The sequence below is a fragment of the Gemmata obscuriglobus genome, assembly GCF_008065095.1.
Taxonomy (GTDB): Bacteria; Planctomycetota; Planctomycetia; order Gemmatales; family Gemmataceae; genus Gemmata; species Gemmata obscuriglobus.
Map to the genome: position 1 here is coordinate 1,479,953 of NZ_CP042911.1, position 26,362 is coordinate 1,506,314.

The following is a 26,362-nucleotide window of genomic DNA, read 5'->3' on the forward strand; positions in this document are numbered from 1 at the left end:
GGTTGTTCGATCAGTTAGCGCCATCGAATGCCGCTTGCGCTTCGTCTTTGGTCGCGAACTCCCGCGCTACGACTTCGCGCAGGGATGCGAGCAGCTTCGGGCTTTGGGAGTTGGGGAAGTCGCAGCACGCGGGCAGCATGCGCTCTGCGCCGGGGACGCCCGCCGCCTGCGCCTCTTGCAGGAGCAGTTGCGCCCGCTCAGTAGCGCCGATGTACGCGGACCACTTCAATGCGGCGTCGCGCCCGGCTTGCCGCAGTTCCGCGAGGTATTCGCCCTCGGTCTTCTGTGGTTGTGGTTCCACGTTCCAGCCTCGAAGGGGTTGAGAGAAGGCGCCGCGAACGTCGCGGCGCCTGACCACACTGTTAGCTGAGCGAGACGTTGCGGACCGACTTAACCCACCACTTCCCGTTTCGCGCGATCAGGACGATGTTGTCCCCCTTCGCGCCGCCGAAGGTCGCCAAGTCGGAAGCCGTCCCGCCGTCGTTGAACCCGCTCCCGGCCGCGTTGCTCAGATAGTGGGCCGCGGCCGTCTCGGAGAGGATGGTGAGTTCCTGCCCGTCGTCGCCGCCGGCCGGGTCGCGGCGCCCGGCGCGCGGGTCCGCGATCGTGAGGGCCGCAGACGTCGCCTTCGTGATGCTCACCGTGCCGGAACACTGGGTGATTGCGCCGTCCCCGCTCTGCACCGAGTGCCGCGGCTGGAGGTCGCCTTCGAGCATCGTCGTTGCCGTCAAGTTGTTCTGCGGCATGGGTTCCTTTGGTTGGGGTTGGAAGGCGCCGCGAGGTGCGGCGCCCGTGTGAAGGATCTCAGATGCCGTGCAGGTACGGCATGACCACGAGCACCTCTTCGCGGGTCAAGTGCCCCTCTTGCACGAGGTTGCACACGATGCGGTTTTGCCAGTGGTCTAAGAGGTCGCTGTGGAACGTGGCCGGCGGCGGGTTAAAGCCTCCTGCGCGGAGTCGATCAGCCGCCCCGCGCTCTTCCCAATCGCATTTGATCAGCGCCAGGAGGGCCAGCGCCTTCGCTCGGCACGCGGGCACCAACTCGCGTTGCGCAGCTTCCGCCGAGAGCCGACGCACGGCCAGCTCGCGCGCGTCGCGAACCTTCTTGCTCGCGATCTCTTCAGCGCCGGCGAGCCGCCGGACGCGCGTCCGGAGACGTTCAAGCGTCTCGATGTCCGCGTCGGATTGGCCCGCGGCCAAGAGCTGCACCGCGAGCTTTTCCACGTCCTTCGCCGACGCGCCCGGCTTCAGCCCTAACGCGGTCTCCAGCGCCGTGATTTCCGCCACCAGCGCGAGGCGCTGTTCCGAGAGCCGGGTTAACCCCGCCTGCGCTTCGACCACCTCCGGCTCTTTGTTCGGATCGGGCAAGCCCACGATGGCTACGCCCGTGCGGGCCGGGAAGGGTACGGGTGCCGGTAACGAGGCCTTGGAAGCCACGGGCATCGGCTCCGGCCCCTGCCGCTTGTGCGGCGTCGTGGTGCGCGCCGGCTCGGCGCGTCGCATTCGCTCAGCAACCGCGGCGCCCGACTCGCTTTCGCCCGCGACATCCCGCGCCATCTGCGCGAGCATGTCGTTCACAACCGCCGCATCCGCCTCAGCTTCGTTCGCCATGATCACCTTTCGTTTCGTGATGCCGTTCAGCCCGACCACAGCGGCCGGGTGGTTGCCACGTCAGCCGCACAGGCAATCGACGTAAAACTCTTCACCGCAGAAGTCGCACAACTCCTCTTTGGCAGGGCGAGCACAGCGGGGCGAGGTGTTCGCCAGCGCCGCCGCGATACGCTGCTGATCGGCCAACCCGGCGAGCGCCCGGCACTGCGCCGAGATGCGTTCCATGTCGCGGGTCAACTGACTCTTCCCGGTCGAAGCGGGCCGCGCGCCCCCGCTTCGCTGGATGTGCGATCGCGCCGAGTCGAGCGGAACCCGCCGGCCCGAACGCAGGTGCAACGTCGTGCTCCCCAATCCCAGACCGGGCGAGCGCTGCACCAGCATCAACTGTGTCTCGATCGCTTCCGCCAACTCGATGTCCCCCGCGGCTTCCGCCTCGTGCGACACCTTCTCCAAGTCCAGCAGCGCGGACGCGATCCCGGCCGTGTTCCCGCGCTGGTGTTCTTTCGATGCGTAGATCATTCAGCCCCCGTGTGACTTCAGCCCCGAATCTCAACCACCTTGCCGCCTCGCGTCGCACCCAAGCCCGCGCCGTCCCCAAGCAACTCCCGCGGGATGCGCAGTTGCCGCCCGACCCGGTTCACGACCAGTGCGCCCGACTTGATGAGCCGGCGCACCGTTGATTCCGACACCTGCTTCGCCCGCGCGAATTGCGGAACGGTGAGGTCCGTTGCGCCTTCGGGCAGAACCGCGTTGGTGAGCATTGGTGAATACCCCTGACCGCTCGTGACGCCCCCTGACGCCCGCAACTGTTCCCCGGGTGCCCGAAACGTCCTGGTGCGCACGAAAAAACCGCGCGGGGATTCCGCGCGGTCGTGTGGTACTAGGATCGCCGGGTTTACAGCATCTCGCCTTCGAGCACTTCGAGCGGTGCGCCGCGCACGGTCACCGTGGTTGCGAGGTACGCCGGGCTTGCCACCGGCGAGAAGGCCACAAGGTCAACGTCGAGGTGTTCGAGGACGCGCTTACCGCCGACGGTGAAGGACCGGGACGCGCGCGGATAAAAGCTCACGGACGCGCCCCGCAGGGTCCGGCCCGCGACCAGCTCGCGGACGTAGGCGCCGCCCGCACCCGTGAGCCGCACGGAGCACCACAGACCGGCCGCATCGGTCCACAGGCGAACGGTCCCGTCCGACGTGTACCCGAGACGGATTTCGCCGTTGTGGAGCAGATCGCACCGCACGTCACGGCGCCGGCTCAGCGTGCGCTCGAACGCCGACGGTGCGAACCGCTCGAAGCGGCCGTCAGCCAACTCGTATTCGGTGCCCGCATCGCCCGCGCGATAGAACGGGCACACCAGCCCGAATAGTTCGCCCATGACGCCCTCACGTTGGTTACCCGGCCGTCAGCCGCTTCTCACCGTTCCGCCGGGATGGGGTGACCAACGGCCCATCATGAAGGAGCTTCGCGGCCTTCGTCAGGTGCACTTGCACCGTGTTCGGCGAGCGGCCCGTGAGCAGTCCAATTTCGCGCATGCTGAAGCCGTCGGTTAGGTACAAGCGCACGATGAACGCGAGGTCTTCTGGCAGGTCGTCCATCAGCACCGGGCGCACGGGTTTCTCCGTCCGTGCGCACATGCTCTCGATAGTGCCCTCCGTCGTCGGGTCCGCGGCCCGTGGACGGTTCGCCCGCTTCCGCTTGATCCGGTGCATCTGACGCCACACCCAGCGCCGAACCGCGGCCTTCGCGAAGTTCTCGAACGTGGTCGCGTCCGTGCAGTTCTTGATGGCCCACATGACCGCGTTGGTCGCCGCGTCCGTAAGCTCGTCCTCAACCTCGGTTGCACCCTTAGCGCGGTATCGAGCGTGTCCGCACGCCCACTCGTAAACCGCTGCGATCGCGGCATCTGGAACCGCCACCGTTACCTGAACCGTTTCGCTCACGCCCATTCGCTGCCCTCGCAAAGTGTCTGTCGTTACCACGCCGAGTGGCCGGGGGTGCGTCTCAACACGCATCTGTAAACGGATGCGCACGGACGAAAACGGATGCGCGCACAAGTGGGCAGATGAAAGCACCCGTGCGCAGGTGAAAACAGATGTACCGTATTCGTATTCGTATTCGGGTGCGTATTCGGGTTCGGATTCGTTCTCTTGCTCGGAGGTGGCCAAGCCACCAACCGAGCCGGCGGTAGTGCCAGTGCGTGCCATAGCTCGATAGTGTTGCTTTTGAGGGGCGTATTTGTCGAGGTTCGCAATCTGATTCGTGGCCGCAAGCGGCGCCACTCGCCATTTTGAATTGAAGGGGTCTAAAATCGAAAACGCACCCTTTGCCGCCCGTCTGCCTATCTGTTCACCCGTTCACGCCCTGGCGCAAGTGCTAGGGCCGTTTCTGACCGTGTGGCGAAGCGTGCGGAGGATCGTGCCGCTGTGGGCGTGGGTTGATGGAGGCGGGGGCGGTTGCCCCTGCGACAGGCTTCGGCCCCGCAGGGGCAACACTGTCTTTAGTCTCTTCTCTACTCTTCTCTGGCGCCACTTTGTGACGCTACAGTTACATCACTCGTGGCGCCACCGGTGACAGCCTTCCGAGACGCCTTTCGTTCACGGTAACGCCTCTGGCGCTCCGCGTGCGCGGCTCGCTGATCGCCTGTCGGATCTACGTTAAAGTCCTCGAAGAAATGCGGGAAAACAAGGTTCCCGCCACTCTCCACGAGCCACCCGACCGCGATCATAGCCACACCCATACCGGGCATGTCCGCGATGGCGTCAATCACGCTGGCGCCGCACCCACGGATTACTAAGTCGTCACCGTCGCGATTCCCGCTGCGTCTCGCAACACCCCACACCGCCACCAGCGCGCCTACGGTGGCGTTACGCATGATGTCACGTGTGACGCTACCGTTGTGTCCGTCGTGACGACACGAGCGCGTCGCGAGGTTCCGTAGGAACCTCTATGTCTTTACTCTGATCTCTGATCTCTGAGGCTTTGGACATGGTTTGAGGCGACCTTTGCTGCACCTTTGGGGCAACCTTTGGAGAACCTTTAAAGGTGTCGCCGGGAGTAGACTTTTGCGCCGCCTTCTCGCCAACATCGTTCGGCGGACTGCCCAATTCCGCCCGAGGCGCGTCGGCGCCCCCACCAGACACCGAAACCACCCCCGACATGACCTTTGCAGACACCTTTAAAGGTCCGGTCAAAGGTGCCTGCGCAGAACCTTTAAGCCGGGGGCTGCCCCAACCTTTGGGGCAACCTTTGTCCGCCTTTGGGGGTGTCACCAAAAGCCCCAGTAGGTTCCGAAGGAACCTAATCTGATCTCTGATCTCTGATCTCTGAGGGAATATCCCCACCCTTAACCACACCCTTAAGGGTGCCCTTAACCGCTGCGCCGGGGGTGGGCTTATCCCTCCCCTTAAGGTCGGGGTTGCCGCCGAGCCGGCCCGCCGCGCTCGCCTTCGCCCTAAGTCCTTCATCCGCAACCATTCGCCGCGAGTAGATCGCTCCGTTCCCGTCGCGCAAGAACACCCCGGCGCTTTCAAGTTCGTCGAGAAGGTCAAGAACCACCTCGGACGATTCGCCGCACGCGCGAGCCAACTGCTCCGGGGTAATCGCAGCTTGGGGTTGGGCAGGGGTTGAGCCGCCGGTTAAGCCAACCCTTAACCCACCCCTTAAGGGTACGACGTGTTCGAGTCCACCGCGACGCGAGCGTTCCTACCCCATCGCCCGCGCCACTTCGATTTTCGCCTGCCTCTTCGGATCGACGTGAACGTAGACCGCTGCCGCCACGGCCTCCGAGTCTCCAATTGCCGCCGCCGCGTGCGTCAAGCTCCGGAACCGCTCTGCAACAGCCGTTGCCAGCGCGTGCCGCAACTGGTGCGGTGTCCACACGGGCACACCAGCTTTCACCGCCGCGAGCTTCACGGTAGCGCGGTAACAGTCGCGGTCGATCGGGAACACCTTCTCGCCCGGCTTAGTCGCGGCGAGGTGCGGCCGGAGCAGCTCGACGGCTTGCGGCCCGAGGAAGTATTCTTGCCCCTGTCCGCGGTGTAGGTTCTTGTTCGCCTTGCCCACCTCGTAGCACCACACATCGCCCCTTTGGTCGATCTCCTCCGGCACCATCGCGCACACCTCGCCCGGCCGCATACCCGTGAGCCTCTGTAGCCTCACCATCGCGACGACACGCGAACGGCGCTCCGGGGAGCGGTTGGGGATGCACGCTAGCGCGGACTCAATTTGCGCGTCCGTGGTCGGCTTACGGCGCTGCCGATCCGGCGCCTTCGTGCGTCCCGGCGCAAGCCTCTCCACCAATTTCAGTGTGTTGTAGACCGTCTCGGACACAAGGGATTGTGCGGCACACCAGCGGAAGCACCGGACAATTCGAGCGGTGTACGAATTGCACACGCCGCGGGTGAGGCCGCCGTTTACAAACTCCTCGCGGCAAACGCGGAGCATGGCGGGTTTGAAATCTTGGGCGGGTGTGTTGCCGTACAAGCTAACCGCAACGCGGGCCGCCGCGCGGACGTGGGTCAACTCGCTCGTCTGCTCACCGCCTTTGACGTAATGCCGCTCGCAGTGAGATACCCAGGCTTTGAACAGGCTCGCGACAGAAGTGCCGTCCGGTCCACCAGCCGCGATGAGGGTTTCGTAGGCACCGCTTGCCCACTCTGCGGCAAACCGCCGGTAGGCTGTTGCCGCTTCCGCGCTGCCGTACTTTCCGAAGTACCGTTCATGCCGCCGGCCGTTTGCTTTCCATCGGCAGTATGCTCGCCCTGATGGGTGGCGCTTGTACTCTGGGCACGCGCGAGGAACGCCAGCCTTCGGCCGCCCGCGCCGGCCCCGCGATTTCGCGGGTGTGTTCAGCGCTCGTGCCGTGTCCCACCCAAGCTGGTGAATCCGCGTCCATACCGTGTACGGCGAAATCTGGCGAATCCTCGCCCACTCCGCGAGCGTACGAGACTCTCCATCGAGTTCGAAAAGGGGAGACTTCGGCATTTTGCACCTCATTTTGAAAGGGTGAGTGCAATCCGATGCCGCTTGCGTGCTGTCTCAAAATGGCGGGCGCTGCCACCCCTCACATTTGGCCACTAGCGTATGAAACGCTAGAATTCCTAGCGAATTGAGGGGCTTATGATTCACTTCCGGTGCTGGTTCTGTAACCGCGCGTTCGTGAAACCCGACGAGCAGGTCGGCGCGCGGTTCGAGTGCGGGTGCGGGCGCCGGGTGAAGGTGCCGAAGCGGTCCGGCGGGGCCAGCCGGTCGCTCTCGCCCCTCGATCGGCTGCTCGAGGCGCTCGTCTACGGCGGCGCGGGCGCGCTGATCGGGTTCGCGCTGAGCGTGGCCGTACTGTCGCGGCTGGTGGTGTTCCGCCGGCCCGCCGAGGTCATCGCCGCGGCGACCGTGCTCGGGTTCGTGACGGGCACCGTGTTCGGCGAGCGCGGCATCAACTGGCTCGGCCAGAAGCTCCGCGACCGCGAGAACGCGTGACGCGGTCGCCGCCGCGCCCGCCGTTCCGGATCAGGCACTTCCCGCCGGGGCTGAGGGCCGCAGTCATAGGGGCCGCCCCGATGCCTCAGAGCGTGGGCGGAGATCCCCCGCCCGGCGGGCGAGTACCGCCCAACCGCGCGTGCGTGTGGTTCCCGGCCCGAAGGCGGTGCGCGGAATTTGCGCGGCTCCAACGCCTGGAAATTCCAGTCTTTTCTCTCAGCTCGCTCGTCCGCATCCGGTCCCGCGCTCGTCCCGGCGTCCGGTTTGCGTTAGGGCCGGGCGGCTCCGGCACGCTTCCCGAACCGTGACCGCTCGCGCCACCCGGCCGGACCGCAACGGCGCGGGCCGTCACACGCACAACGGAGATGATCATGCGATTCACCCCCGGCCGGCTTCTCGCGCCGGCCCTGTTCCTGGCCACCGGCTTACTGGTGGTCACCGGCGGGGCCGCCGGCCAGCCCGCCAAGGACAAAGAACCTGGCAAGGAGAAGAAGGACAAGGACAAGGGGCCGAAAGGCGGACCCGAAAAGGGCGCGAAGGAGTTGCGGAAGGCGTTCGACGGGATCACCGAGATCGCCCAGACGGCTCCGGCGGGCAAGGACGCCGCGCGGCTCCTGGAGCACGCGAAGGCGTTCTACCGGGCCGCACTGACGGCGCACCCCGATGACCCGCGCCGGGCGGGCGAACTCGCGCTCGCCGTCAACGACGCCGTTCGTGGCCTCGAACACCTGCGGCGGTCCTCGTTCCAGCCGGTCGCCGGGGTGCCCGAACCGCCGCTCGACCGCGACGGCCCGCCGGCACCGAAGGACGGCCCGAAGGGCAAGGGCGCGCCCCCGCCGCCGAAGGACGGCCCGAAGGGCCGCGACAACGCCCCGGCCGAACGCGGGCCGTGGTCCCCGTCGCTCGACGCGCTCACGGCCCTCCAGGATCAGCTCGCGGGCACCGACGCGCCGCCGAAGGGGGCGGGGCGGGATTTCTTCGAGACCGCGAAAAGTGCGTACCGCCAGGCCCGCACCGCTTACGAGACGGGCGACTACCGCAAGGCGGCCGAGCTTGCGCGGGCGGCCGACGCCTGGCTGCGGGTGAACGAGCACCTCGCCCGCGCCGAGTGGGACGGCGCCGGGGGGCCGCCCGCGGCACCCGAACCAAAAGGCAAGGGCGCGCCTCCGTTGCCGCCCATCAAGGACTGAGCCACGCCCGCCGGGCGCGCCGCCCGTTCGGCGCGCCCCTCTTCACCACCCGAACCGCCAAAGGAGCCTGACTCGTGGGCAAGCATCGCAACCCCGCCGGATCCGAAACCCGACCGCTTGCCGGCACGGTCCGCCAGCACAACTTCAGCCCGAAGGGCGAGATCGAGGGCGTGCTCCTCGACACCGATTCCGGCCCGGTTCAGGTGAACTTTCTGCACGGGCCAGGAACTTCCGCCCGCCCCGTGCCGACGCCGGGCGCGCCCCTTCGCCTGATCGTCGCACCGAACCACCGGGCCGCCGACCACGCCCCCGGCGACCACCCCGTGTACGAGTTCGTCGCCGACGCCGACACCCCGGAACCGGCCGCGGCGCCGGTCGCCGAAGGGGTCGTGACGCGCCTGAACTACGCGCGGCACGGCGAGCCGAACGGGGTGGTCCTGGACACCGGCGACTTCGTTCACCTGAAGCCGCACGGCATGCGGCAGGTGGCGCTCGCCGTCGGCACCCGCGTGGCGGCCGAGGGAACCGCACGGCCGACCGTCACCGGTCACCGGGTGATCGAAGCGACCGTCGTCAACGGCACCAAACTCGCCCACGGCGGCCGGCACTGACGCCCGACCGCGGATCTGTTCGCCGCACCATCTACTGGAGCCACACGTGTCAACCGTCGCCGGACCGCCGACCGCACCGACCTTTGTTCCGGGAGCTGCCCTGCGCGACCGGGTCGGGCTGAACGCGGCCAACTTCTTTCTCGCCGAACTCACCGGCGTGATCATGCCGTTCCTGGCGAAGCTGCTGGCCGGGGACGGGTGGCGCGACGATGCGATCCAGTTCACCGCCGCCGCGTGCGGTCTCGGCGTGTTCCTCATGCAGACGCCCGCCGGCGTCCTGACCGATCGCGTCCGCAACCGCCGGCTCCTGCTCGCGGCGGCGTCGCTCGCGGTCGGCGCCTGCTTCGGTGTCCTGCCGCTGGTGCCCGCGACCGGGTGGGCGGTCGGGCCGCTCGTGTTCGTCGGCGGCGCGGCGCAGGCGTTCTTCGTTCCCCTTCTGGGCGCCCTGGCGCTGGGGCTCGCGGGGCACACGGCCCTGCACCGGGTGATGGGTGAGAACCAGGGGTGGAACCACGCGGGTAACATCGCCGCCGCCCTGACCGCGATGGCGGTGGCGAGCTGGCTCGGGCTGAGTGCCGTGTTCTACACCGTTGCGGCCGTGTCCGTGCTGGCCGCGGCGAGCGTGTTTCTGATCCGCCCGGGCGACCGCGCGAACGAACCCGCGGCGCGGACCCGAGCCGGGGCGGGCCTCCGCGACCTGTTCCGCGACCGGCGGGTGCTCGTGCTGTTCGCGTCGGTGGCCCTGTTCCACCTGGCGAACGCGCCGGTGATGCCCCTGGTGGGCCAGTACATCGCCCGGCTCGGCGGCTCGGACACGCAGGTGGCTGCCGTCGTGCTCGTCGCGCAGGTGGTGATGGTGCCGGTCGCGGTGCTCGCGGGGCGCTGGTGCCACACGTGGGGCCGCAAGCCGGTCTTCGCGGTCGGGTTCGTGGCGCTGCCGGTCCGCATCCTCCTCTACTCGTTCACGTCCGACCCGTGGGTGCTGGTCGCGCTCCAGGTGTTCGACGGGATCGGGGCCGGCATTTACGGCGTGGTCGTGGCGGTGGTGTGCGCCGACCTCACCCGCGGGCGGGGCGGGTTCAACGCGCTCCAGGGTCTGCTCGCGACCGCGCTGGCGGTGGGCGGGGTGCTCGGCCCGCTCGTCGCCGGCCCACTGGTTCAGCACCTTGGGTTCGCGCCCGCGTTCCGGGCGTTCGCCGCCGCCGCCGCCGCTGGCGCGGTCGTGTTCCTCACCCTCATGCCCGAAACGAAGGAGGGCGATCAGTGAACACCTCCACACTCGCCCCGCGGAACCGGGCCGCACTGCGCGGCGCGTACTTCTCGTGTGGGTGCTGGCCGCCGTCGCAGGGCTGGTGCAGTTCCCCGTCGGGCTGTGGTCCGACCGCGTCGGTGTCCGCAAGCCGTTCCTCGTCGGCGACCCCGCGGTGCTGGCGGCCGCGACCGCCCCGGTCCGGTTTGTGCGGCTCAACAACCAGGAGGCGCGCCCGGTGGGGCTTTCGGCCGGGCGTGCACGTGGTTCCGGTCGGAGGTCGACGCGGCCCGAGCGGCGGGCGAGCGGGTCGTGGTGTTTCAGCACAACTACCCGTACCAAATCTGGGAGGACTTCGCCGGGCCGGGTGCCGACGAGTTCCGGGTGCGGGTGTGGTCGGCCGAACCGGTCCGGGCGGCCGGGCTGTGCGTGGACGGTGGCGCGTGGACGGGCCGCTACACCGCCGTGCCGGTGGTCCGTCCGCTGGTGACATCAACCGCTTTCTGCTGAGCGAAATGGAGGAGCCGTGTCGGGAAGTGCCGCTCTTTGGCTGACGCTGTTGTGGTTCGGGCTGACCTATTTGGGGCTGGCCCTCGGCCGGGTGCCGTGGCTGCGCACCGACCGGACCGGGGTCGCGCTGGTCGGGGCGGCCGGTGTGCTGGCGTGTGGCCTGTTGTCGTTCGACGAGGCGGTGAAGGCGGTCGACTTCGCCACCATCGCGCTGCTCCTCGGCATGATGGTGGTGGTCGCGTTCCTGCGCCGCGCCGGGTTCTTCGCCCGGCTCTCCGGCTTCGCCCTCGGCCGGGTGCGGTCGCCGAAAGGGCTGCTGGCGGTCACGATGATCCTCTCCGGCACCCTCTCCGCCGTCCTGGTGAACGACGTGGTGTGTCTGGCGCTGACCCCGCTCGTGGTGCACCTCACGCGCCGGCTGGGGCTGGACCCGCGCCCGCACCTGGTGGGCCTCGCGGTGGCGAGCAACCTCGGCTCGGCCGCGACCCTGACCGGGAACCCGCAGAACATGATCATCGGCGGGCTGTCGGGCATCTCGTACCTCCGGTTCGCCGCCAAGCTCGCCCCCGCCGCCCTCATCGGCCTGCTCATCGGGTACGTCGTGGTGCTGGCGGCCTACCGCACCGCGCTGAGGGCGAAGGACGCGGGCGGGCGCGCGCCGGAGCCGACCGGGAAACCCGACCGCGTCCCCGCCGGGCGGCGGCACACGGCGCTCCTCGTGAAGGGCATCGTGGTGACGGGCGCGGCCGTCGCCCTGTTCTTCGCCGGGCACACGATGGCGGTGGTCGCGCTCGGCGCGGCGGCCGTGCTGCTCCTCGACCGGGTGAACCCGGCGAAGGTGTACGGCCACATCGACTGGGGCCTGCTGCTCATGTTCGCGGGGCTGTTCGTCGTGGTCCGGGCGTTCGAGGTCCACGTCCTTTCGGTGTCCGGGGTGGACGGGTGGGCGGCCCGGGCGGACCCGGTGTGGGCGCTGTCGGGGCTGTCGGCGGTGCTGTCGAACGTGGTCTCGAACGTGCCCGCGGTGCTGCTGTTCAAGCCGGTGGTCGCGGCGATGCCGGAGGCGGCCCGCGAGACCGCGTGGCTGGCGCTGGCGCTCTCCAGCACGTTCGCCGGGAACCTGACCGTTCTCGGCTCGGTGGCGAACCTGATCGTGGTCGAGCAGGCGCGGAAGGAAGGCGTTACCATCGGGTTCTGGGACTACTGCCGGGTCGGCGTCCCGGTCACGCTCCTGACGCTCGTGGTCGGCGCGGCGTGGCTGGCCGTCGCGCGGTACTAACGGGGGCGGGGCGCTATGGGCCGGGCGCGGGTGGTCGTCGTGGTGCTGGTGTTCGTGGTGTCCCTCGCGGCCCTGGCGGCCAGCAGCGCGCTGGCCCTGTGGCAGGGCACCGACGAGCTGGCGACCCGCGACCAGCTCCGCGCCGCCGCCACCGACCTCGCGGCGGCCCTCCCCGAACTCCCCCCGGACCGCCCGGGCGCCGTCCTGCCCGAGCCCGACAACCGGCGGCTCGCGGAGGCCGCCCGGCGCGTGCTGGCGAACTACCCCGGCGCGGAGGGCGGGTTCTACTTCACCGCCTCGGACCAGTTCGCCGGGGCCGTGGTCGGCGGGTCCGGGAACGGGGACGGCGAGAAGAAGGACAAGAAAAAGGGCGACCATAAGAAATCGTTCCCGAAAGAGGACGAGGGCCGGCCCAGCGGGGCAGTTGCGGTCCGGCGGGAGCCGCCCCCGCTGGAAACCGCGTCCATCCGCCAGCAGTGCCGCGAGGCCGCGCGCGCCGAGGCCGGGTGGCCGCCGGCGGTGGAGGTCCGCGACGTGGGGCCGAGCCGGGTCGCCGTGGCCGCGGCGGGCGTCGGCGGGGAGCGGCCGGCCCGCGCGGCCGTGTGGGTCATGGTCCGGCTCACCGGCCCGGAGCAGCAGAAGACCCGGCTCGGGCGGCTCCAACTGGCGACCGGCCTGTCGCTCGGCGGCGTCCTCCTGGCCCTGACGCTGGCCGGCTGGCTGGTCGGCTCCCTGCGGGCCGAGGCCCGGCGGCGCGAGCGCCTCGGGGAGGAGTTGCGGAAGTCGGAACACCTCGCGGCGCTGGGCCGGCTGCTCGCGGGCGTGGCCCACGAGGTCCGCAACCCGCTGACCGCGATCCGCTCGACCGTGCAACTGTGGGAGCGGCTGCCCGCCGCGGCCCGCACCCCGGAGTCGCTGGCCGCGGTGGTCGGCTCGGTGGACCGCATCAACGAGCTGGTCGGCCGGCTGCTCCTGTTCGCCCGCGCCGGGCACGAGGCCCGCCGCCCCGTGGACCTGAACGCCGTCACGGCCGAGACGCTCGAACTGGTCCGCGCCCGCGCGGACGCCCTGGGCGTGGCGCTCGAACCGGACCTCGCCCCGGGGCTGCCGCCGGTGCCCGGCGCGGCCCAGGCCGTCGGCCAGGTGGTGCTGAACCTCGTGACCAACGCGCTCCAGGCGATGCCCGCCGGCGGGCGCCTGACATGCCGCACCCGCGCGACCGGCGGGCGCGTCGAACTGGCCGTGACCGACACCGGTCCGGGCGTCCCGCCGGAGGCGCGCGACCGCGCCTTCGAGCCGTTCTTCACCACCCGCGCCGACGGCACCGGGCTGGGCCTGGCCCTGTGCCGCGAGGTCGCCCGGCAGCACGGCGGCGACGTGACCCTGGACCCGCCGGGCGGCGCCGGCGCGACGTTCCGGCTCACGCTCCCACTCGCACCGAGCGGAGGACTCACATGAGCCGGCACGCGCAAACGGTCCTGGTCGCCGACGACGACCCCGCGACCCGCTCGAACCTCGCGCTGCTGCTTCGCTCGGAGGGCTACCGCGTGGTCGAGGCGGCCGACGGCGACGCGGCGGCCGCGGCGCTGGCCGACCCGGCCGTCGCGGCCGCGCTGCTCGACCTCCGAATGCCCAAGCGCGACGGCCTCGCGGTCCTCCGCGCGCACGCCGACCGGCTGGACGAGGTGCCGGTGGTGGTCGTCACGGCCTACGGCGGCAGTTCGGCCGCAATCGAGGCGATGAAGCTCGGCGCCTACGACTACCTGACCAAGCCGTTCGACCTGGACGAGGTGCTGTTCACTGTCCGCCGGGCGCTCACGCAGCGGTCCCTCGTGGCCCAGGTGCAGGCGCTGTCCGCCGACCCGCTGCGCGACGACCCCGACCCGGACGAGGACGAGCTGGTGGGCCGCTCGCCGGCGATGGTCGCGGTGTTCAAGGCCGTCGGGCTGGTCGCCCCGGCCGACGAGCCGGTGCTGGTGCTGGGCGAGAGCGGCACCGGCAAGGAACTGGTCGCCAACGCGATCCACCGGAACTCGCACCGCGCCGCCGGGGCGTTCGTCAAGGTGAACTGCGCGGCCCTGAGCCCGACGCTCCTGGAGAGCGAGCTGTTCGGGCACGAGAAGGGCGCGTTCACCGGGGCGGTGGCCCGGCGCCGGGGCCGGTTCGAGCAGGCCCACGGCGGGACGCTGTTCCTCGACGAGGTGGGCGAGCTGGGGCTCGACCTCCAGGCGAAACTGCTCCGGGTGCTCCAGAGCGGCACGTTCGACCGCGTGGGCGGCGAGGAGACCCTGACGGCCGACGTGCGGGTGGTGGCCGCCACCAACCGCGACCTCAAGGCGCGGGCCGCGGCCGGCGAGTTCCGCGAGGACCTGTACTACCGGCTCGACGTGGTCGCGGTCACGCTCCCGCCCCTGCGCGAGCGCCGGGACGACATCCCGCTCCTGACCGACCACATCGTGAAGCAGTTGTCCCGGAAGCACGGGTGGCCGGGCCTGGCCGTCGCCCCGGAGGCGGTCGCGGCGCTGACCCGGCGGGACTGGCCGGGGAACGTCCGCGAGCTGCGCAACGCGCTGGCGCGGGCCGCGATCCACGCGCGGGGTCGCGTCGTGCGCACCGAACACCTCGCCGGCGACCACGAGGCCGGCGCGATCCCCGCCCCCGCGCCGGGCGCCGACCCGCTCGACCTGCGGGCCGCGGTGGCCGAGACCGAGCGGCGGGTGATCCGCCAGGCCCTCGAGCAGGCCGACGGGAACCGCACCCGCGCCGCCAAGCTGCTCGGCATCAGCCGCCGCCAACTGTTCGAGAAGACGCGCGCCTACGGCCTCGACCGGTGACCGGGTCGGGCGGGCGGCGCACCCGACCACCGGCGCGTGCTGCCGCGTGGACCGGCCCGCCGGATTGCTGACCGCGTCGGGCGTCTTCGGTTTCCGAACCGCCTGCGACTTGTTAGACTTGGCCATGCGGCACCTCGGCTCGAACGGGTCCGGTGTCGTCGCCCGGGCGGTCGCGGACCGCCGAACGGTAGCCCCGGGAGCGTTTGCACGACTGGTGTCGGCCCAGGTCTTCAAAACCTGTGTAGGGTGTGAACAACGCTCTAGGTGGGTTCGATTCCCATCCGCTCCCGCTGAAATCATGTCGCGTCCCCTGGTTCGCGTTCGAGCGCGGGGAAGGGCGGGGGGCCGGTTCCGTTCGGCACACCCCGCACATTCCGATCGCATTCCCCTCAAAACGCACTTCCGGCAGTTTTCCCGGCCCGCGTGGGTCCGTCGGCCCCGGTTCGCGTCCCACAGCGGAAACCCATGCCCCGATACATCCCCGCCACAACTAGCGACCCGATCACACGTTGCGGCGCCTTCACTCACCGAAGCCGGCAACCCTTCTGCGTTCACCGGGAGCGTTCTCCGGGTTTTGCGGGCACGATTCGGTGGTAGCGGCGACCAGCGAGCGGGTAGCGAATCGGCAGTCCGAAGCCCCGCAGATGTCCAGTCGTGGCCCCATCGCCTGTTTCGCGTGCCTTGTAACCCCCGTTACAGCCCCGCGCGGGCACGATGCGCCCGAATGGGGCGGTGCGTGCGCGCGGACCGTCCCCCTACTTAACTGATGGCACCGCACGCGATCCGGCGGACGCCACGCGCGGTTGAAGAGTGTCGGTGGTGGGGAAGGGCGGTCTGGCTGGCACCCGTGGTTCGACCGTGGCTCGTCGAACCAGGGGGGGGCAACCGAATTTCCAGTTGGTGTGGCGCATCCCCGCCGCCCATTAACATGAGCAAGGGGCAAGAGGTGCCTCCGTTCGGTCCAGGGCTACTCAGAGATTGAAGCCGGGGCGTTAAGTAGGTCCAGGGCGAGGTCGGGTCGGGCGACCATGGCCCGGGTTGCCGCGGCCACACTGGGGTGTTCGGCGTTCCGCAACAGGTACACGGCGACGTTCCGTAGGGACGCCAACGCGCGTGGGGCGTGACCGCGCCGCACCCGGCACCGGTCCTCGCCGAGCGTCACGTCGCGGGTGTAATGCAACCCGTTCTCGATACCCCAGTGGCGGCGTGAGTAACCTAACAGGGCGGCCGCGTCGGCCGCCAAGCGGCTGAGGCTGGTGATCCCGTACACGACCTCCACCGTGGCCTTCCCGTTCGCCTTCCGGCGGCGCTCCAGTCGGAACACCTGTCCCAGGCCCGGCCAGTGGCTCAAGTACCCGTTGAGCCACGTCGTGGTGGTGATCGTCCGCCGCTCGACACGCCCGTGTCCCTTGCGGTGGTCGGTTGCCGTGCTCGCGTCCTCAGCCCACTGTGCCGGAACCGAGGGGGGAAAAGCCGCCGGACTCGGCAGCGAAGGCGGTCTCAATGTCCCGCCGCAGCTCGGACTGGTTGCCCTTGGCGTAGAGGATGTAATCGCCGCCCTTCTGGACCACCTTCGCGCACACGTCGGCGTGGGTAAACATGGCGTCGGCCGTGACCACGGTCCCGCCCAGCGAGGGCAGCACGTCCAGCAACCGGAGGGCCGCCTTGTGCTCGTTGGTGGTGGCTTCGACGGTCATCTGGGCGAGCACCGCGGACGCCTGGGGGGCGTACGCGGCCAGCAGGTGGGTGCCCGGCACGTCCCCGTCCCGGGACCCGCACAACCGCTTGCCGTCCAACGCCAGGTGCTCCCACCCGTCCGGGTGCCGGTCCTCCAGCCATGCGCCGATGATCCGGTCCAGGTGGTCGGCGTCCAACTTCCGCAGCAACCCGGCAATGGTATTAGCGCACGGCATGTTGCCGTTCTTGAACCCCAGCGCGTGGCCCAGCCGCTTCTGGCGGAGACGGCCGAACTGGGCGATGGCCGCGGGCGTGGTGTGACCGGCCAGGATCGCCACCAGGCACAGGGTCAGCAGACCCACCAGCGGGTACTGGCGACCGTGCCGGCTCCGCGGGTCCGGTAACTCGGCCAACCGCTCAACCAGTGACCCGGGCATCGACGACTCCCGAATGAGGAGTCGCTCACATACCCAGATGCAGCACCTTGCCCAAGGTCAATCCGTGCGTAGCCCTGCCGTTCGGTCTTGACCGGCCACGCCGTGCGGGGAATGGTGCGAATCGGAGAATAGGGATGAAACGGTCATTCTCGACGCCATGCGTTTGCTGTTAACATGAGTGGGATGCGGCGTTACGGGGCAGTTCGGCGGTGCGGCGTAGTCAGCCCTTTACCTCACACAATCGCAATGTCGTTTTTTCACCGCATCTGATGTCTCGGTCCAGCTCCACCAGGCCCAATCATGAACGCAGATATCCTGAAACGCCTGGTGCGGGCCATCGCTGAAGGGGCTCAAGACGACCTGAACTCTCTTGCCCAAAAAGTCATCGAGACGGAGCGGGAAAGCGGGCATAGTAAGCTCGCCGGCGAACTCGACAGGATTCTTCAACGCACCCGCCAGCGTGGCCCAACCACCCCGGCACCGGACCTCCGCGAACTGCCCAGTAGCCGTCGCAACCGTGAGCTGCTCGTCTCGCTGCACCAACGCGACACCCTCGAACACTCGATGGTCTTGCCGGCAGACGTTGAAGAGCGCTTCGCCCGGGTCGAACGCGAGTACGCCGCCCGTGAGCGGCTCTCGGCCTACGGACTGCAACCGCGGAAGCGTGTGCTTCTTTACGGCCCGCCCGGCTGCGGCAAATCGCTCGGGGCCAAGCGGCTCGCCTGGAACACCACGTTGCCGCTCATGAAGGTGCGGTTCGACGCCCTGCTCTCGTCGTACTTCGGTGAATCGGCGGCGAACCTTCGGATGGTGTTCGAGGCGGCCAAGGAGCGGCCCTGTGTGCTGCTCCTGGACGAGTGCGACTTCATCGCCCGCTCCCGGACCGGGAGCCGCGACATCGGAGAGGCGTCGCGCGTTGTGAACGCACTGCTCCAGTTCCTGGACGAGTACGACGCACCGGGTATACTGGTTGCGACAACCAACGTCGAAGAGTCACTTGACGAAGCTATTTTCCGCCGCTTCGACGACGTGTTCCTGATCCCTCTGCCCGGTCACACCGAGATCGAGCGCCTCCTCAGGCTGACACTTTCTGCCATCAAGGTTGGAAAGGTGGATTGGAACGCGGTCACCGGTGCGCTCGCGGGCGCCTCCGCGGCATACGTCGTCAAAGCCGCTCGGGACGCGGCGAAGGCGGCGGTTCTGGCCGGTCGAAAGGTCGTCGAGGAAGGCGACCTTCAACGGGCCATCGGCGAGATCAGAAAAGGTAATTCCTCCACACCGTAGACCGCTACATGCCGCCCACAAACAAGCCCTTCCCGCACCTACCACTCATCCTTCGCTACGACGGTCCCGCTCGCTCCGGGAAGCCACCACACGGCGACCCGCGAACGAGGCTCGCCAAAGAGAACCGATCGGGGCACGGCGGCGGGCTCACCAACTCCGCCGCGAACGCTTCGGCCGCGTGGAGGCTACGGTTCGAGGACCGCGAACGGGCCAACTTGCCGGTTCTTCCGAAGAACGTCCCGCTCGTTCTCGAAGTGGACACGTCCCTCGACCTCGACGAGTTGCGCAAGAACTTCGGCTTCGAGTTGGTCTCCGAGCAGGAGGACGGGTACGTCATCGTCGCCTCGGAAGACCTCGACCTGAGCCTCTTTCTGAAAAAGCTCCAAGACTTTATTGCTCAGGTGAAGGGCTCGGCCACCGTCGCGGCAATTTACCGGCTCGAAGACGACCCCGACCAATCGAAGCGGCTCTCCCGCATCCTCTCCGAACGGCTGCTGAGCGAATGGCCCACCCTCGCAGAAAACGGAGATTACATCGTAGACGTGGGGATCGCATGCAGCGGACAGATTCAAATCCCGCCCCAACCCGGCGCTCCCAAACGGAACCACCGCTGGTCCGATATGACCTGGGCGAAGCGGCAGGGCGAACACGCAACGAAAATGAAGGACTGGACCGAGCAGCGGAATGCCGCCTACATGGCCTGGCAAGACCTCGCCGACGCCAGGTATAACGAAGTGAGTGCGATTGTCAACTTTTACGGCGGGAGCATCCTCAGCCAGTCCGACAAGCCGCACACCGACACGGCTCTCGCCGACAGCTTCACGCTCCGCATCCGCCTCAACGGCAAGGGGCTCCGCGACCTCGTGCTGAACTACTCATTCATCTTCGAGGTCGTGGAACCCGATGACGTCTCGCTGCCGCAGGTACTGCGTGAGGCCGTCGCACGCGATAAGGAGAGTGTCACCCTCGTTCCCCCACCGCCGAACGCCCCGGCCGTGTGCGTCGTCGACAGCGGCCTTCAGCACGAGCACTACCTGCTCGAACCCGCCGTCGATCGGGACGCGGCCTTCTGCTTCCTACCGGGTGCCTCTCCCACCGACGTTGCCGATTACGTAAGGCCCGGGGGCCACGGAACACGTGTCGCGGGGGCCATTCTGTACGGCGAATCAATCCCTCGCTCGGGGAGCTACGAACTCGCGTGCTGGCTCCAAAACGCCCGCGTGCTCGACGCCGAATGCAGACTGCCCGACCGGCTCTTTCCCCCGGCCCTCCTGAACGAGCTGATTCGGCGCTTCCACGAGGGGCCGCGAAGGACCCGGATTTTCAACCACTCGATTACCGCCAGTGCCGCATGCCGGACGCGGCACATGTCGGCGTGGGCGGCAGAAATTGACCAACTCTCGCACCTCCACGACGTGCTCTTCGTGGTCAGCTCCGGTAACCTCTATTCTTCTGGCACGGCCGCTATTCCCGGAGTGCGTCAGCACTTGGTCGCCGGTCGCACGCACCCCGACTACTTGTGCGAGGCCGCGTGCCGCGTCGCGAACCCGGCCCAAAGCCTCCAGGCCCTCACGGTCGGCTCCATTAGTTACCGAGAGTTTGAAGACCCCGATTGGTTGTCGTGTGCCCGGCAGGCGCATCACCCCTCGGCCTTCTCACGAAGCGGTCTCGGCATTTGGAACACAATTAAACCCGAAGTCGTCGAGTTCGGAGGCGACAACCTCGTCTCGCGTAACACGCCCCCCGACGTCGGCACCCCGCCGTGCGGTCGTGAGTGCTACCCCGAGCTTGTCCGCTCGACGATGCACTCGCCCGGCCCCGCCTACGAGCGAGACGTCGCGGGAACCTCGTTCGCCGCTCCGAAAGTGAGCCGCATCGCCGCACACCTCCAAGACGTTCTGCCGGACGAATCGTGCCTGCTCTACCGGGCTCTGATTGTTCAGTCGGCCCGCTGGCCGGGGTGGACCAGGAACGCCACGCCCGCGGAACAGGGCAACATCATCCGATGGATCGGGTACGGCGTGCCCGACATCGAGCGGGCTTCATCGAACACCGAGCACCGCACAACGCTTGTGACCAGCGGCGACCGAACGATTAAGGCCCGCGGGTGCCACATCTACCAAGTTCCCATCGACGCCGAGATTCGTCGGCCGGGCAGCGACTACGACGTACTCGTTGAAGTCACCCTCTCGTATTCGGCCGAGCCGCGCCGAACGCGGAGGAACCGCCGCCGTTACCTGTCAACGTGGCTCGACTGGAAGAGCAGCAATCAGGGCGAACCGCTCGAAGCGTTTCGTCGCCGGGCCATCAAAACGGAAACGGAAGATGAGGGCGCGGGCGCCCCGTTCGCCTGGGTGGTCGGAAGCAGCGCCAATCACGGAACCGTCCGCGGTGTGTCGCGAAGCGCCGGGACGGTCCAGAAAGATTGGGCAATCGTCAAGTCGAATGCCCTACCCGAGGACTTTTGCATCGCTGTTGTGGGCCACGAGGGGTGGAGTAAAGACCCCGACTCCGCAGCGACGTACACGCTTGCCGTCAGCGTGGAAATGGTGGGGAAAGAGATTCCGATTTACGAACGTCTTCGGGTCTCCGTGGATAACCTGCGAGCAGAGGTCGAGGTCGAAACCGAAGTCGAAGCAGAGATCGAAGCCCTCGGATAGGACGATCGAGCCACTCACGCCTGGGAACATTTTGAAGGGACGGCAATTTGCCAGTCATCGAGTTCGGGCCGTTCCAGCAACTGAAAAGGCCCGAACCCGCCGTTCAGCTACCGGTGGGAGCCGGACGGGGCGATGAGCGAGGACCCGCGGTTCAAGGCCCACGGCGTGGCCCCGAAGAGCGCGGCCGACTTCGCGTTCCTGCTGCACGGGCTGCACGACCTGAAGGACGACGGGGTGATGGCGATCATCCTGCCGCACGGGGTGCTGTTCCGCGGCGGCGCGGAAGAGCGCATCCGCACGAAGCTGCTGACCGACGGGCACATCGACACCGTCATCGGGCTGCCGCCGAACCTGTTCTACTCGACGGGCATTCCGGTCTGCGTGCTGGTGCTGAAGAAGTGTAAGAAGCCGGAGGACGTGCTGTTCATCAACGCGGCCGAGCACTTCGCGAAGGGGAAGCGGCAGAACCGTCTGGAGCCCGAGCACATCGCGCGGATCATTGCGACGTACCAGGACCGCCCGGAGAAGGTCGAGCGCTACGCCCGTCGGGTGGGGATGAAGGAGATCGAGGCGAACGAGTACAACCTGAACATCTCGCGCTACGTCAGCACCGCCGAGCAGGAGGGGGAAGTGAAGCTGGATGAGGTCCATTCCGAACTGGTCGCGATCGAGAACGCCCTCCGGGCCGCGACCGAGAAGCACAACCGCTTCCTCAAGGAGCTGGGGCTGTCGCTGCTCCCGTCGGGGGACCAGTGATACCGAATCCAGTAGTTTCAAGTTGGGCGATTTATGAGTAGCGGGCCGCATGGGTTTACCGGTCAATGGTGGTTACCACGCCTCCACTGTCGGAGCCCCCATGCGACCCAAACGTCAGTCTATCCGAGCCACCCCGGCCCACGCCACCCGGCACCTCCGTCCGGTCCTGACCGACTGGCTCGGCCGTGCGGTCCAACTGCCCAAGCGTCGCCGCACCTGTACACCCGAGGTGGTGTGGCGGGTGGTGCTGTTCGCCGCGGCGTTCGCCCGCTCGGTGGCCGCGGCCTGTGCCGCGATCGCCGACGCCCCGTCCGGGCAGGCCATCTGGGATTGCTTGTACCTCACGCTGCCCAAGCGGCGCCGCACCCTCGAGCGGCGGTTGCGGCCGGCCCTCCACGCCCCGCTCGGCAAGCGGAAGCGGGCGGCTCGGGTCGCGATCGACTACCACCGGATCGGGTACTTCGGGACGCCGAACCGGGACACCACCCGGTCCAAGGGGGCCGGCGGCACCCACACGTTCCACACGTACGCCACCGCGTGCCTCGTCGGGGGACCGGACCGGTACACGCTCGGGTTGACGGCCGTGGGCGAGAAGGAGCCGATGACCGCGGTGCTCACCCGGCTGTTGGATCAGGTGACGGCGGCACGGGTTACGGTCCGGGTCGCGCTGCTGGACAAGGCGTTCTTCTCGATCGCGGTGATGCGGTTGCTCCAGGCGCGGGGTGTGCCGTTCGTGATCCCGGCCGTGGTCCGGGGCCGCAAGCCCCGGCCCGGGGTGAAGGGGGTCGGGTTGCGGGCCGTGCGGCGGCGGGGCGCGGGTCGATATGCGTACACCCACGCGGATCGGGGCACCTCGGTGCGGGTGCACGTGGTGATCGCTCACAAGAGCTACCGGTACCGGCGGACCGGGGGCCGGCGGAGCAAGAAGTTACTGTACGCGGCGTGGCGGGTGAGCGGGAGCCCGGTGGCGATTCGGGACCTGTACCGGACCCGATTCGGGATCGAGAGCAGCTACCGCCAGTTGGGGCAGGTTCGGCCCCGGACCTCGACCACCGATGGGGTCGTGCGACTCCTGTGGGTGGCCGTCGGGCTGATCCTGCGTAACGCCTGGTTGTGGTCCCGCTCAGCCCGCGGCCTCGGGTGGACACTGGCGGCGGTATGCCTGATACTGTTGGCCGATGGGCTGGCACCTACAGATGGCGAAAATAAGTCCATTACTACTGCACGATCGGCCAACAAAACCAAGCCGCCAACTTGAAACTACTGGAATCCGGTTGAAGAGTAACGGTCTTCTGTAGCCGGCCTCGGTGAGGCCGGTGCGACACCACCCGTCTACCACCGGCCAGCCCCTCTGAGTCATTCCCAACTTACGACACAAACGCGTTACCGCCGCATCGGTGATGCGGCGCCTGCAGACGACGAGGGCACGCCCGAGTGTCGCCATGCTGGTCACTGTGCGCACAACACCGTCTTTTAGACCTCGACTCGCGGCTCGGACCGCGGTCAAGCCTTACCGCGGCTGATGTTCGGCTGCGGACAACGTTATTGCACAGGACGGAAATTGCCCACCGCGCGATTGGGTCGCCGGCCCCAAGTTCATTGCAGACGATTTCTTTGACGCCGTTCCCGGTCGGGCGCAAATGATTCAGACGGGAGCCGCGTTCTTCGGAGAGCAGACATGGTAAAGGAGCTCGCACGAATTCGTCGCGCTCTCGACCACGCACCACACGAAGTCGCGGATTGCGAGCTCCTGCGGCGGTACGCCCGCGAAGGCGACCAGGCCGCGTTCGGCGTACTGATCCAGCGGTACTCGCGGCTCGTCATGGGCGTGTGCCGACACGCCGGGCTGTCCGGGTCGGACGCCGAGGACGTGTGCCAGGCGGTGTTCCTGGTGCTCCTGCGGAAGGCGCGGGCCGGGCGGTGGCGCCACTCGATCGCCAACTGGCTGTACGCGACCGCCCGCAACCTCGCTCACAACGCCCGCACCGCCGCGTCCCGGCGGGCGGCGCGCGAAAGTAAGGCCGCCGTCCCCGAGGCCGTCGCCCCGCTCGACGCGATGACCGGGCGCGAACTCCTCGACGCGCTCGCCGAGGAACTCGACCGGCTCCCCGCCACCTACCGCGAGCCGCTCGTCCTCGCCTTCCTCGACGGGCTGACGCGGGACGAGATCGCGGCGCGCCTCGCCGCGCCGGCCGCGACCGTGAAGACGCGCCTGGAGCGCGGGAAGAAGCGGCTCGGGGCCGCGCTCACGAAGCGCGGCGTGGCAGACGGGTTCGCGCTCCTCGCGCTCGCGGCGACCGCGCAAGTCGGGCGCACATCCCCGACGTTGATCGATTCCATACTGGCCGCATCGTCGGGGCACCCGTCCCCGGCCGCGGTCGCTCTCGCACAAGGAGCCCTTGTGAACGGAACAGTCAAGCGGGCGCTCGCGCTGATCCTGGCGCTCGGAGCGGCGACCGCCGGGTTCGTTGCACTGGCGGTCGAGCCCGTGGCGCAACCGCCGGCCGAGCGAATGGCCAAGGCGCCCGGCACGCCGGCGGCGCCCGCCGACCAACCGAAGGCGACCGAGCGCACGTTAGCGGTCACGGTCCTGGGGGCCGACGGCACGCCGGTGCAGGCGGAGGTGTTCACGGTGTGGCTCAGGGACAAACCCGTCGCCCTGGGGCGGACGAAGCCGGACGGCACGCTCCGCGTCACGGTCCCACTGAAGGTGAAGGGCGCCGGCGGGTGGCTGGTCGCCCGCGCGAAGGGCCATGCCACGGACTTCACACCGACCGGCATGGATTACATCAAGAACGCGATGACGCCAACCGCGGACGTGGTGCTGCGGCTGCCGAAGGTGCGCCCAGTCAAGGGGCGCGTGATCGATTCCCAGGGCGCGCCGGTGGGCGGGGCGTCGGTCGTGGCCAGCAGCTTCTCGGCGTTCGACTCGGACGCCTCGGCCGACGCGCACATGAAGAAGTGGGCGGAGGAACTGTTCCTCCGCGGCGTCCCGCCGGACGGCGACCGCGCGCTGTGGTACTCGGACGGGTACCGGGAGGGTAGCAACCCCGACGGCCGGTCGCCGCACGTCGTAACGACCGACGCCGACGGGCGGTTCACCCTCAACGGGCTCGGTGCCGGGCACCTGATCCACCTGCGAGTCCGCGGGCCGGGCGTCGCCGACACGGACGTGATCACGCTGAACCGCGACGGGTTCGACCCCGCCCCGTTCAACAAGACCGCGCGGAGCCACAAGTACAAAGAGTTCGGTGGTCACTGGTGGCTGAGCGGGCCGGACCCGGTGGTCGTCGTCGAGCCCGAAAAGGTCATCCGCGGCACCGTGACCGGTCCGGACGGCAAGCCCCGGGCCGGGGTGCGGGTGACGTTCACCCGCACCGGGCAGGCCGCCGCGGGGGCGCACGACGGGAACGGTGCCCACAACGCCGCAGTGACGGACGCGAACGGGAAGTACGAGATCCGCGGCGCGAAGAAGCACAAAGGGTACATGGTGGAGTGCCCGCCCGACCCGGCCGCCGGACTGCTCCCGCGCCAGGAGTACGCGGCGGACACCCCGGGGTACGAACCCGTCACCATCGACCTGAAGTGCGCGAGGGGCGTGGTGGTGGCGGGCACGGTGCGGAACAAGGCGACGGGCCAGCCGGTCGTCTCCCACATGTACGTCGACGTCCTCGCGAACAACCCGTTCGTGGAGAAGTACCCGCGCTTCATGGATGCGGCGGGATCTTTCTCCGACCTGTACCGGACCGACGCGGCCGGGCGGTTCCGGGTCGTCACGATCCCCGGCCCGGTTCTGCTGACGGCCGCGCCCGACCGAGAGGAGCGCGGGGACTTCAAGCCGCCCGTACCGGACCCGAAGTACCCCGCACACTTCCACCGTGAAGGGGGGGGGCTCTTGTTCGACGAGTACCGCGGCGGGCGCGGCTTCGTACAGGGGAACTGGTGCCGGGTGATCGATGCCAAGGCGACCGACACCGAAGTGAGGGCGGACGCGGAACTGGAACCCGCGACGAAGCTGGGCGTGAAGGTGATCGACGCCGACGGGAAGCCGGTGGTCGGGTGCAGCGCGGCCGGCGTGACGCACATCGAGTTCGATTCACCCGTCGAGTTCCCCGGCACGGACACGCTGAGCGTGGCGAACGTGGGGCGGGGTGAGGAGCGGTTCCTGGCCGTGTTCCACCCGACGCGGATGTTGCTGGGCACCGGGAGCGTGAAATCGGACGACACGAACGCCGCCGTGAAACTGGGCGCAGGCGGGAGCGTGACGGGGCGCGTCCTCGACGGGACCGGGAAGCCGGTGGCGGGGCTGGTCGTTCAGCTCATGTACGCCCGGCGTGAGGTGGAAGTGGCGACGCAAGCGATGGAGAAGGCGAACGGCGTGACGACCGCGGCGAACGGCGAGTTCCGCTTCGACCGGGTGTTCCCCGGCCAGGAGTTCGGCCTGTTCTTCGCGCGGGGGACGACGCTGTACGGCCCGATGTTCGATAAGCGGCCGCGCTACTCGGTGACGGGTCACGGCGAGGTGCGGAAGCTCGGCGACCTGCCGCTGGGCGAGCCGCGGAACCGAGGGGATTAGCTGAAAAGAACTCGGCGCCGCGCGTCGCGTGAGTGAAGATGCGGTGCCGCCTCGGGGGACGCGGCCGGAGGCGCACGAAGGCGAGCGGCGCGAAGCGGCGAACGGCCGCCCGGTCCGGCGGGCTCGTTGCCGGCCTCTCCGACCGGCCCTCCGGCTCGCTCGAAAATTCCGCGCGCCGCGCGGCCCGCGCCGCGGCAGTGTGGGTGGAGTTTC

The 26,362-nt window shown here is 68.7% G+C and carries 23 protein-coding genes, 1 tRNA gene and 1 pseudogene; 14 read left to right on the forward strand and 11 right to left on the reverse strand.

Going from position 1 to position 26,362, the window contains the following annotated elements; all coding sequences use genetic code 11:
• Nucleotides 1-10 precede the first annotated feature (10 nt).
• From GobsT_RS06215 to GobsT_RS40830, 9 genes are all read right to left on the reverse strand, one after another.
• Complete coding sequence (locus GobsT_RS06215; protein WP_010034366.1) at nucleotides 11-301, reverse strand: hypothetical protein; 291 nt, start codon at nucleotides 299-301, stop codon at nucleotides 11-13.
• Between the two features lie 61 nt (nucleotides 302-362).
• A complete protein-coding gene (locus GobsT_RS06220) occupies nucleotides 363-746 on the reverse strand; it encodes a hypothetical protein (RefSeq protein ID WP_010034365.1) in 384 nt (127 codons plus the stop codon).
• 58 nt (nucleotides 747-804) lie between these two features.
• The gene (locus GobsT_RS06225; protein ID WP_010034364.1) at nucleotides 805-1,650 is read right to left on the reverse strand and encodes a hypothetical protein; all 846 of its coding nucleotides are present in this window, start codon (nucleotides 1,648-1,650) and stop codon (nucleotides 805-807) included.
• 21 nt (nucleotides 1,651-1,671) lie between these two features.
• On the reverse strand, nucleotides 1,672-2,130 hold the full coding sequence (locus GobsT_RS06230; protein ID WP_010034362.1) for a hypothetical protein: 459 nt from the start codon (nucleotides 2,128-2,130) through the stop codon (nucleotides 1,672-1,674).
• Nucleotides 2,131-2,147: 17 nt separating this feature from the next.
• Nucleotides 2,148-2,372 (reverse strand): helix-turn-helix domain-containing protein, encoded by a 225-nt coding sequence (locus tag GobsT_RS06235; protein WP_010034360.1) that lies wholly within the window; start codon nucleotides 2,370-2,372, stop codon nucleotides 2,148-2,150.
• A gap of 134 nt (nucleotides 2,373-2,506) precedes the next feature.
• Complete coding sequence (locus GobsT_RS06240; RefSeq protein WP_010034357.1) at nucleotides 2,507-2,986, reverse strand: HK97 family phage prohead protease; 480 nt, start codon at nucleotides 2,984-2,986, stop codon at nucleotides 2,507-2,509.
• A gap of 16 nt (nucleotides 2,987-3,002) precedes the next feature.
• Nucleotides 3,003-3,557 (reverse strand): sigma-70 family RNA polymerase sigma factor, encoded by a 555-nt coding sequence (locus GobsT_RS37545; RefSeq protein ID WP_010034354.1) that lies wholly within the window; start codon nucleotides 3,555-3,557, stop codon nucleotides 3,003-3,005.
• A 1,351-nt stretch (nucleotides 3,558-4,908) separates the two neighbouring features.
• The gene (locus GobsT_RS06250; protein ID WP_010034352.1) at nucleotides 4,909-5,166 is read right to left on the reverse strand and encodes a hypothetical protein; all 258 of its coding nucleotides are present in this window, start codon (nucleotides 5,164-5,166) and stop codon (nucleotides 4,909-4,911) included.
• A 147-nt stretch (nucleotides 5,167-5,313) separates the two neighbouring features.
• Entirely contained in the window at nucleotides 5,314-6,606 is a 1,293-nt protein-coding gene (locus tag GobsT_RS40830; RefSeq protein ID WP_081471430.1) for a tyrosine-type recombinase/integrase, read from the reverse strand.
• A gap of 123 nt (nucleotides 6,607-6,729) precedes the next feature.
• On the opposite strand from GobsT_RS40830, the gene GobsT_RS06260 reads away from it, so the two are divergent.
• The 9 genes from GobsT_RS06260 to GobsT_RS06300 all read left to right on the forward strand — a co-directional run bounded on the left by GobsT_RS06260 (nucleotide 6,730) and on the right by GobsT_RS06300 (nucleotide 15,050).
• A complete protein-coding gene (locus GobsT_RS06260; protein WP_010034343.1) occupies nucleotides 6,730-7,086 on the forward strand; it encodes a hypothetical protein in 357 nt (118 codons plus the stop codon).
• Between the two features lie 371 nt (nucleotides 7,087-7,457).
• On the forward strand, nucleotides 7,458-8,276 hold the full coding sequence (locus GobsT_RS06265) for a hypothetical protein (RefSeq protein WP_010034341.1): 819 nt from the start codon (nucleotides 7,458-7,460) through the stop codon (nucleotides 8,274-8,276).
• Nucleotides 8,277-8,350: 74 nt separating this feature from the next.
• Nucleotides 8,351-8,887 carry a hypothetical protein gene (locus GobsT_RS06270; RefSeq protein WP_010034339.1) on the forward strand — a complete coding sequence of 179 codons (537 nt, stop codon included), beginning with the start codon at nucleotides 8,351-8,353 and terminating at the stop codon, nucleotides 8,885-8,887.
• Between the two features lie 46 nt (nucleotides 8,888-8,933).
• The gene (locus GobsT_RS06275) at nucleotides 8,934-10,154 is read left to right on the forward strand and encodes an MFS transporter (RefSeq protein ID WP_010034336.1); all 1,221 of its coding nucleotides are present in this window, start codon (nucleotides 8,934-8,936) and stop codon (nucleotides 10,152-10,154) included.
• A 294-nt stretch (nucleotides 10,155-10,448) separates the two neighbouring features.
• Entirely contained in the window at nucleotides 10,449-10,646 is a 198-nt protein-coding gene (locus GobsT_RS06280) for a hypothetical protein (protein WP_010034332.1), read from the forward strand.
• Between the two features lie 16 nt (nucleotides 10,647-10,662).
• Nucleotides 10,663-11,925, forward strand: coding sequence for an anion transporter (locus GobsT_RS06285; protein ID WP_010034329.1), 1,263 nt, complete (start codon nucleotides 10,663-10,665; stop codon nucleotides 11,923-11,925).
• 15 nt (nucleotides 11,926-11,940) lie between these two features.
• A complete protein-coding gene (locus tag GobsT_RS06290) occupies nucleotides 11,941-13,383 on the forward strand; it encodes a sensor histidine kinase (protein WP_010034326.1) in 1,443 nt (480 codons plus the stop codon).
• A complete protein-coding gene (locus GobsT_RS06295) occupies nucleotides 13,380-14,759 on the forward strand; it encodes a sigma-54-dependent transcriptional regulator (RefSeq protein ID WP_010034325.1) in 1,380 nt (459 codons plus the stop codon). The genes GobsT_RS06290 and GobsT_RS06295 overlap by 4 nt, the downstream gene beginning before the upstream one ends.
• 195 nt (nucleotides 14,760-14,954) lie before the next feature.
• Nucleotides 14,955-15,050 (forward strand) — tRNA-Sec (locus GobsT_RS06300).
• 676 nt (nucleotides 15,051-15,726) lie between these two features.
• Here the strand turns inward: GobsT_RS06300 and GobsT_RS40405 are convergent.
• Both GobsT_RS40405 and GobsT_RS40410 read right to left on the reverse strand, forming a co-directional pair.
• The gene (locus tag GobsT_RS40405; protein WP_157506518.1) at nucleotides 15,727-16,263 is read right to left on the reverse strand and encodes an ISAs1 family transposase; all 537 of its coding nucleotides are present in this window, start codon (nucleotides 16,261-16,263) and stop codon (nucleotides 15,727-15,729) included.
• Nucleotides 16,199-16,873, reverse strand: coding sequence for an ISAs1 family transposase (locus GobsT_RS40410; RefSeq protein WP_010034323.1), 675 nt, complete (start codon nucleotides 16,871-16,873; stop codon nucleotides 16,199-16,201). The genes GobsT_RS40405 and GobsT_RS40410 overlap by 65 nt, the downstream gene beginning before the upstream one ends.
• Nucleotides 16,874-17,173: 300 nt before the next feature.
• Here GobsT_RS40410 and GobsT_RS06315 point away from each other — a divergent pair, with 300 nt between their 5' ends.
• The 5 genes and pseudogenes from GobsT_RS06315 (at nucleotide 17,174) to GobsT_RS06335 (ending at nucleotide 26,149) form a co-directional block, all read left to right on the forward strand.
• Nucleotides 17,174-18,157, forward strand: coding sequence for an ATP-binding protein (locus GobsT_RS06315; RefSeq protein WP_029600650.1), 984 nt, complete (start codon nucleotides 17,174-17,176; stop codon nucleotides 18,155-18,157).
• 8 nt (nucleotides 18,158-18,165) lie between these two features.
• Nucleotides 18,166-20,817, forward strand: a complete 2,652-nt coding sequence (locus GobsT_RS06320) for a S8 family peptidase (RefSeq protein WP_010034315.1) — start codon at nucleotides 18,166-18,168, stop codon at nucleotides 20,815-20,817.
• A gap of 93 nt (nucleotides 20,818-20,910) precedes the next feature.
• Nucleotides 20,911-21,573, forward strand: a pseudogene (locus GobsT_RS06325) (N-6 DNA methylase); the annotation flags it as partial.
• Between the two features lie 100 nt (nucleotides 21,574-21,673).
• Entirely contained in the window at nucleotides 21,674-22,831 is a 1,158-nt protein-coding gene (locus GobsT_RS06330; protein WP_010033207.1) for a transposase, read from the forward strand.
• Between the two features lie 420 nt (nucleotides 22,832-23,251).
• The gene (locus GobsT_RS06335; RefSeq protein ID WP_010034310.1) at nucleotides 23,252-26,149 is read left to right on the forward strand and encodes a sigma-70 family RNA polymerase sigma factor; all 2,898 of its coding nucleotides are present in this window, start codon (nucleotides 23,252-23,254) and stop codon (nucleotides 26,147-26,149) included.
• The last annotated feature ends 213 nt before the right edge of the window (nucleotides 26,150-26,362 follow it).

Excerpts from the sequence above, each read along its gene's own strand:
- GobsT_RS06220 (WP_010034365.1), bottom strand. The coding sequence starts at position 746 with ATGCCGCAGAACAACTTGACGGCAACGACGATGCTCGAAGGCGACCTC.
- GobsT_RS06230 (WP_010034362.1), bottom strand. The coding sequence starts at position 2,130 with ATGATCTACGCATCGAAAGAACACCAGCGCGGGAACACGGCCGGGATC.
- GobsT_RS06235 (WP_010034360.1), bottom strand. The coding sequence starts at position 2,372 with ATGCTCACCAACGCGGTTCTGCCCGAAGGCGCAACGGACCTCACCGTT.
- GobsT_RS06240 (WP_010034357.1), bottom strand. The coding sequence starts at position 2,986 with ATGGGCGAACTATTCGGGCTGGTGTGCCCGTTCTATCGCGCGGGCGAT.
- GobsT_RS37545 (WP_010034354.1), bottom strand. The coding sequence starts at position 3,557 with ATGGGCGTGAGCGAAACGGTTCAGGTAACGGTGGCGGTTCCAGATGCC.
- GobsT_RS40830 (WP_081471430.1), bottom strand. The coding sequence starts at position 6,606 with ATGAGGTGCAAAATGCCGAAGTCTCCCCTTTTCGAACTCGATGGAGAG.
- GobsT_RS06260 (WP_010034343.1), top strand. The coding sequence starts at position 6,730 with ATGATTCACTTCCGGTGCTGGTTCTGTAACCGCGCGTTCGTGAAACCC.
- GobsT_RS06265 (WP_010034341.1), top strand. The coding sequence starts at position 7,458 with ATGCGATTCACCCCCGGCCGGCTTCTCGCGCCGGCCCTGTTCCTGGCC.
- GobsT_RS06290 (WP_010034326.1), top strand. The coding sequence starts at position 11,941 with ATGGGCCGGGCGCGGGTGGTCGTCGTGGTGCTGGTGTTCGTGGTGTCC.
- GobsT_RS06295 (WP_010034325.1), top strand. The coding sequence starts at position 13,380 with ATGAGCCGGCACGCGCAAACGGTCCTGGTCGCCGACGACGACCCCGCG.
- GobsT_RS40410 (WP_010034323.1), bottom strand. The coding sequence starts at position 16,873 with ATGCCCGGGTCACTGGTTGAGCGGTTGGCCGAGTTACCGGACCCGCGG.
- GobsT_RS06315 (WP_029600650.1), top strand. The coding sequence starts at position 17,174 with ATGAACGCAGATATCCTGAAACGCCTGGTGCGGGCCATCGCTGAAGGG.
- GobsT_RS06320 (WP_010034315.1), top strand. The coding sequence starts at position 18,166 with ATGCCGCCCACAAACAAGCCCTTCCCGCACCTACCACTCATCCTTCGC.
- GobsT_RS06330 (WP_010033207.1), top strand. The coding sequence starts at position 21,674 with ATGCGACCCAAACGTCAGTCTATCCGAGCCACCCCGGCCCACGCCACC.
- GobsT_RS06335 (WP_010034310.1), top strand. The coding sequence starts at position 23,252 with ATGGTAAAGGAGCTCGCACGAATTCGTCGCGCTCTCGACCACGCACCA.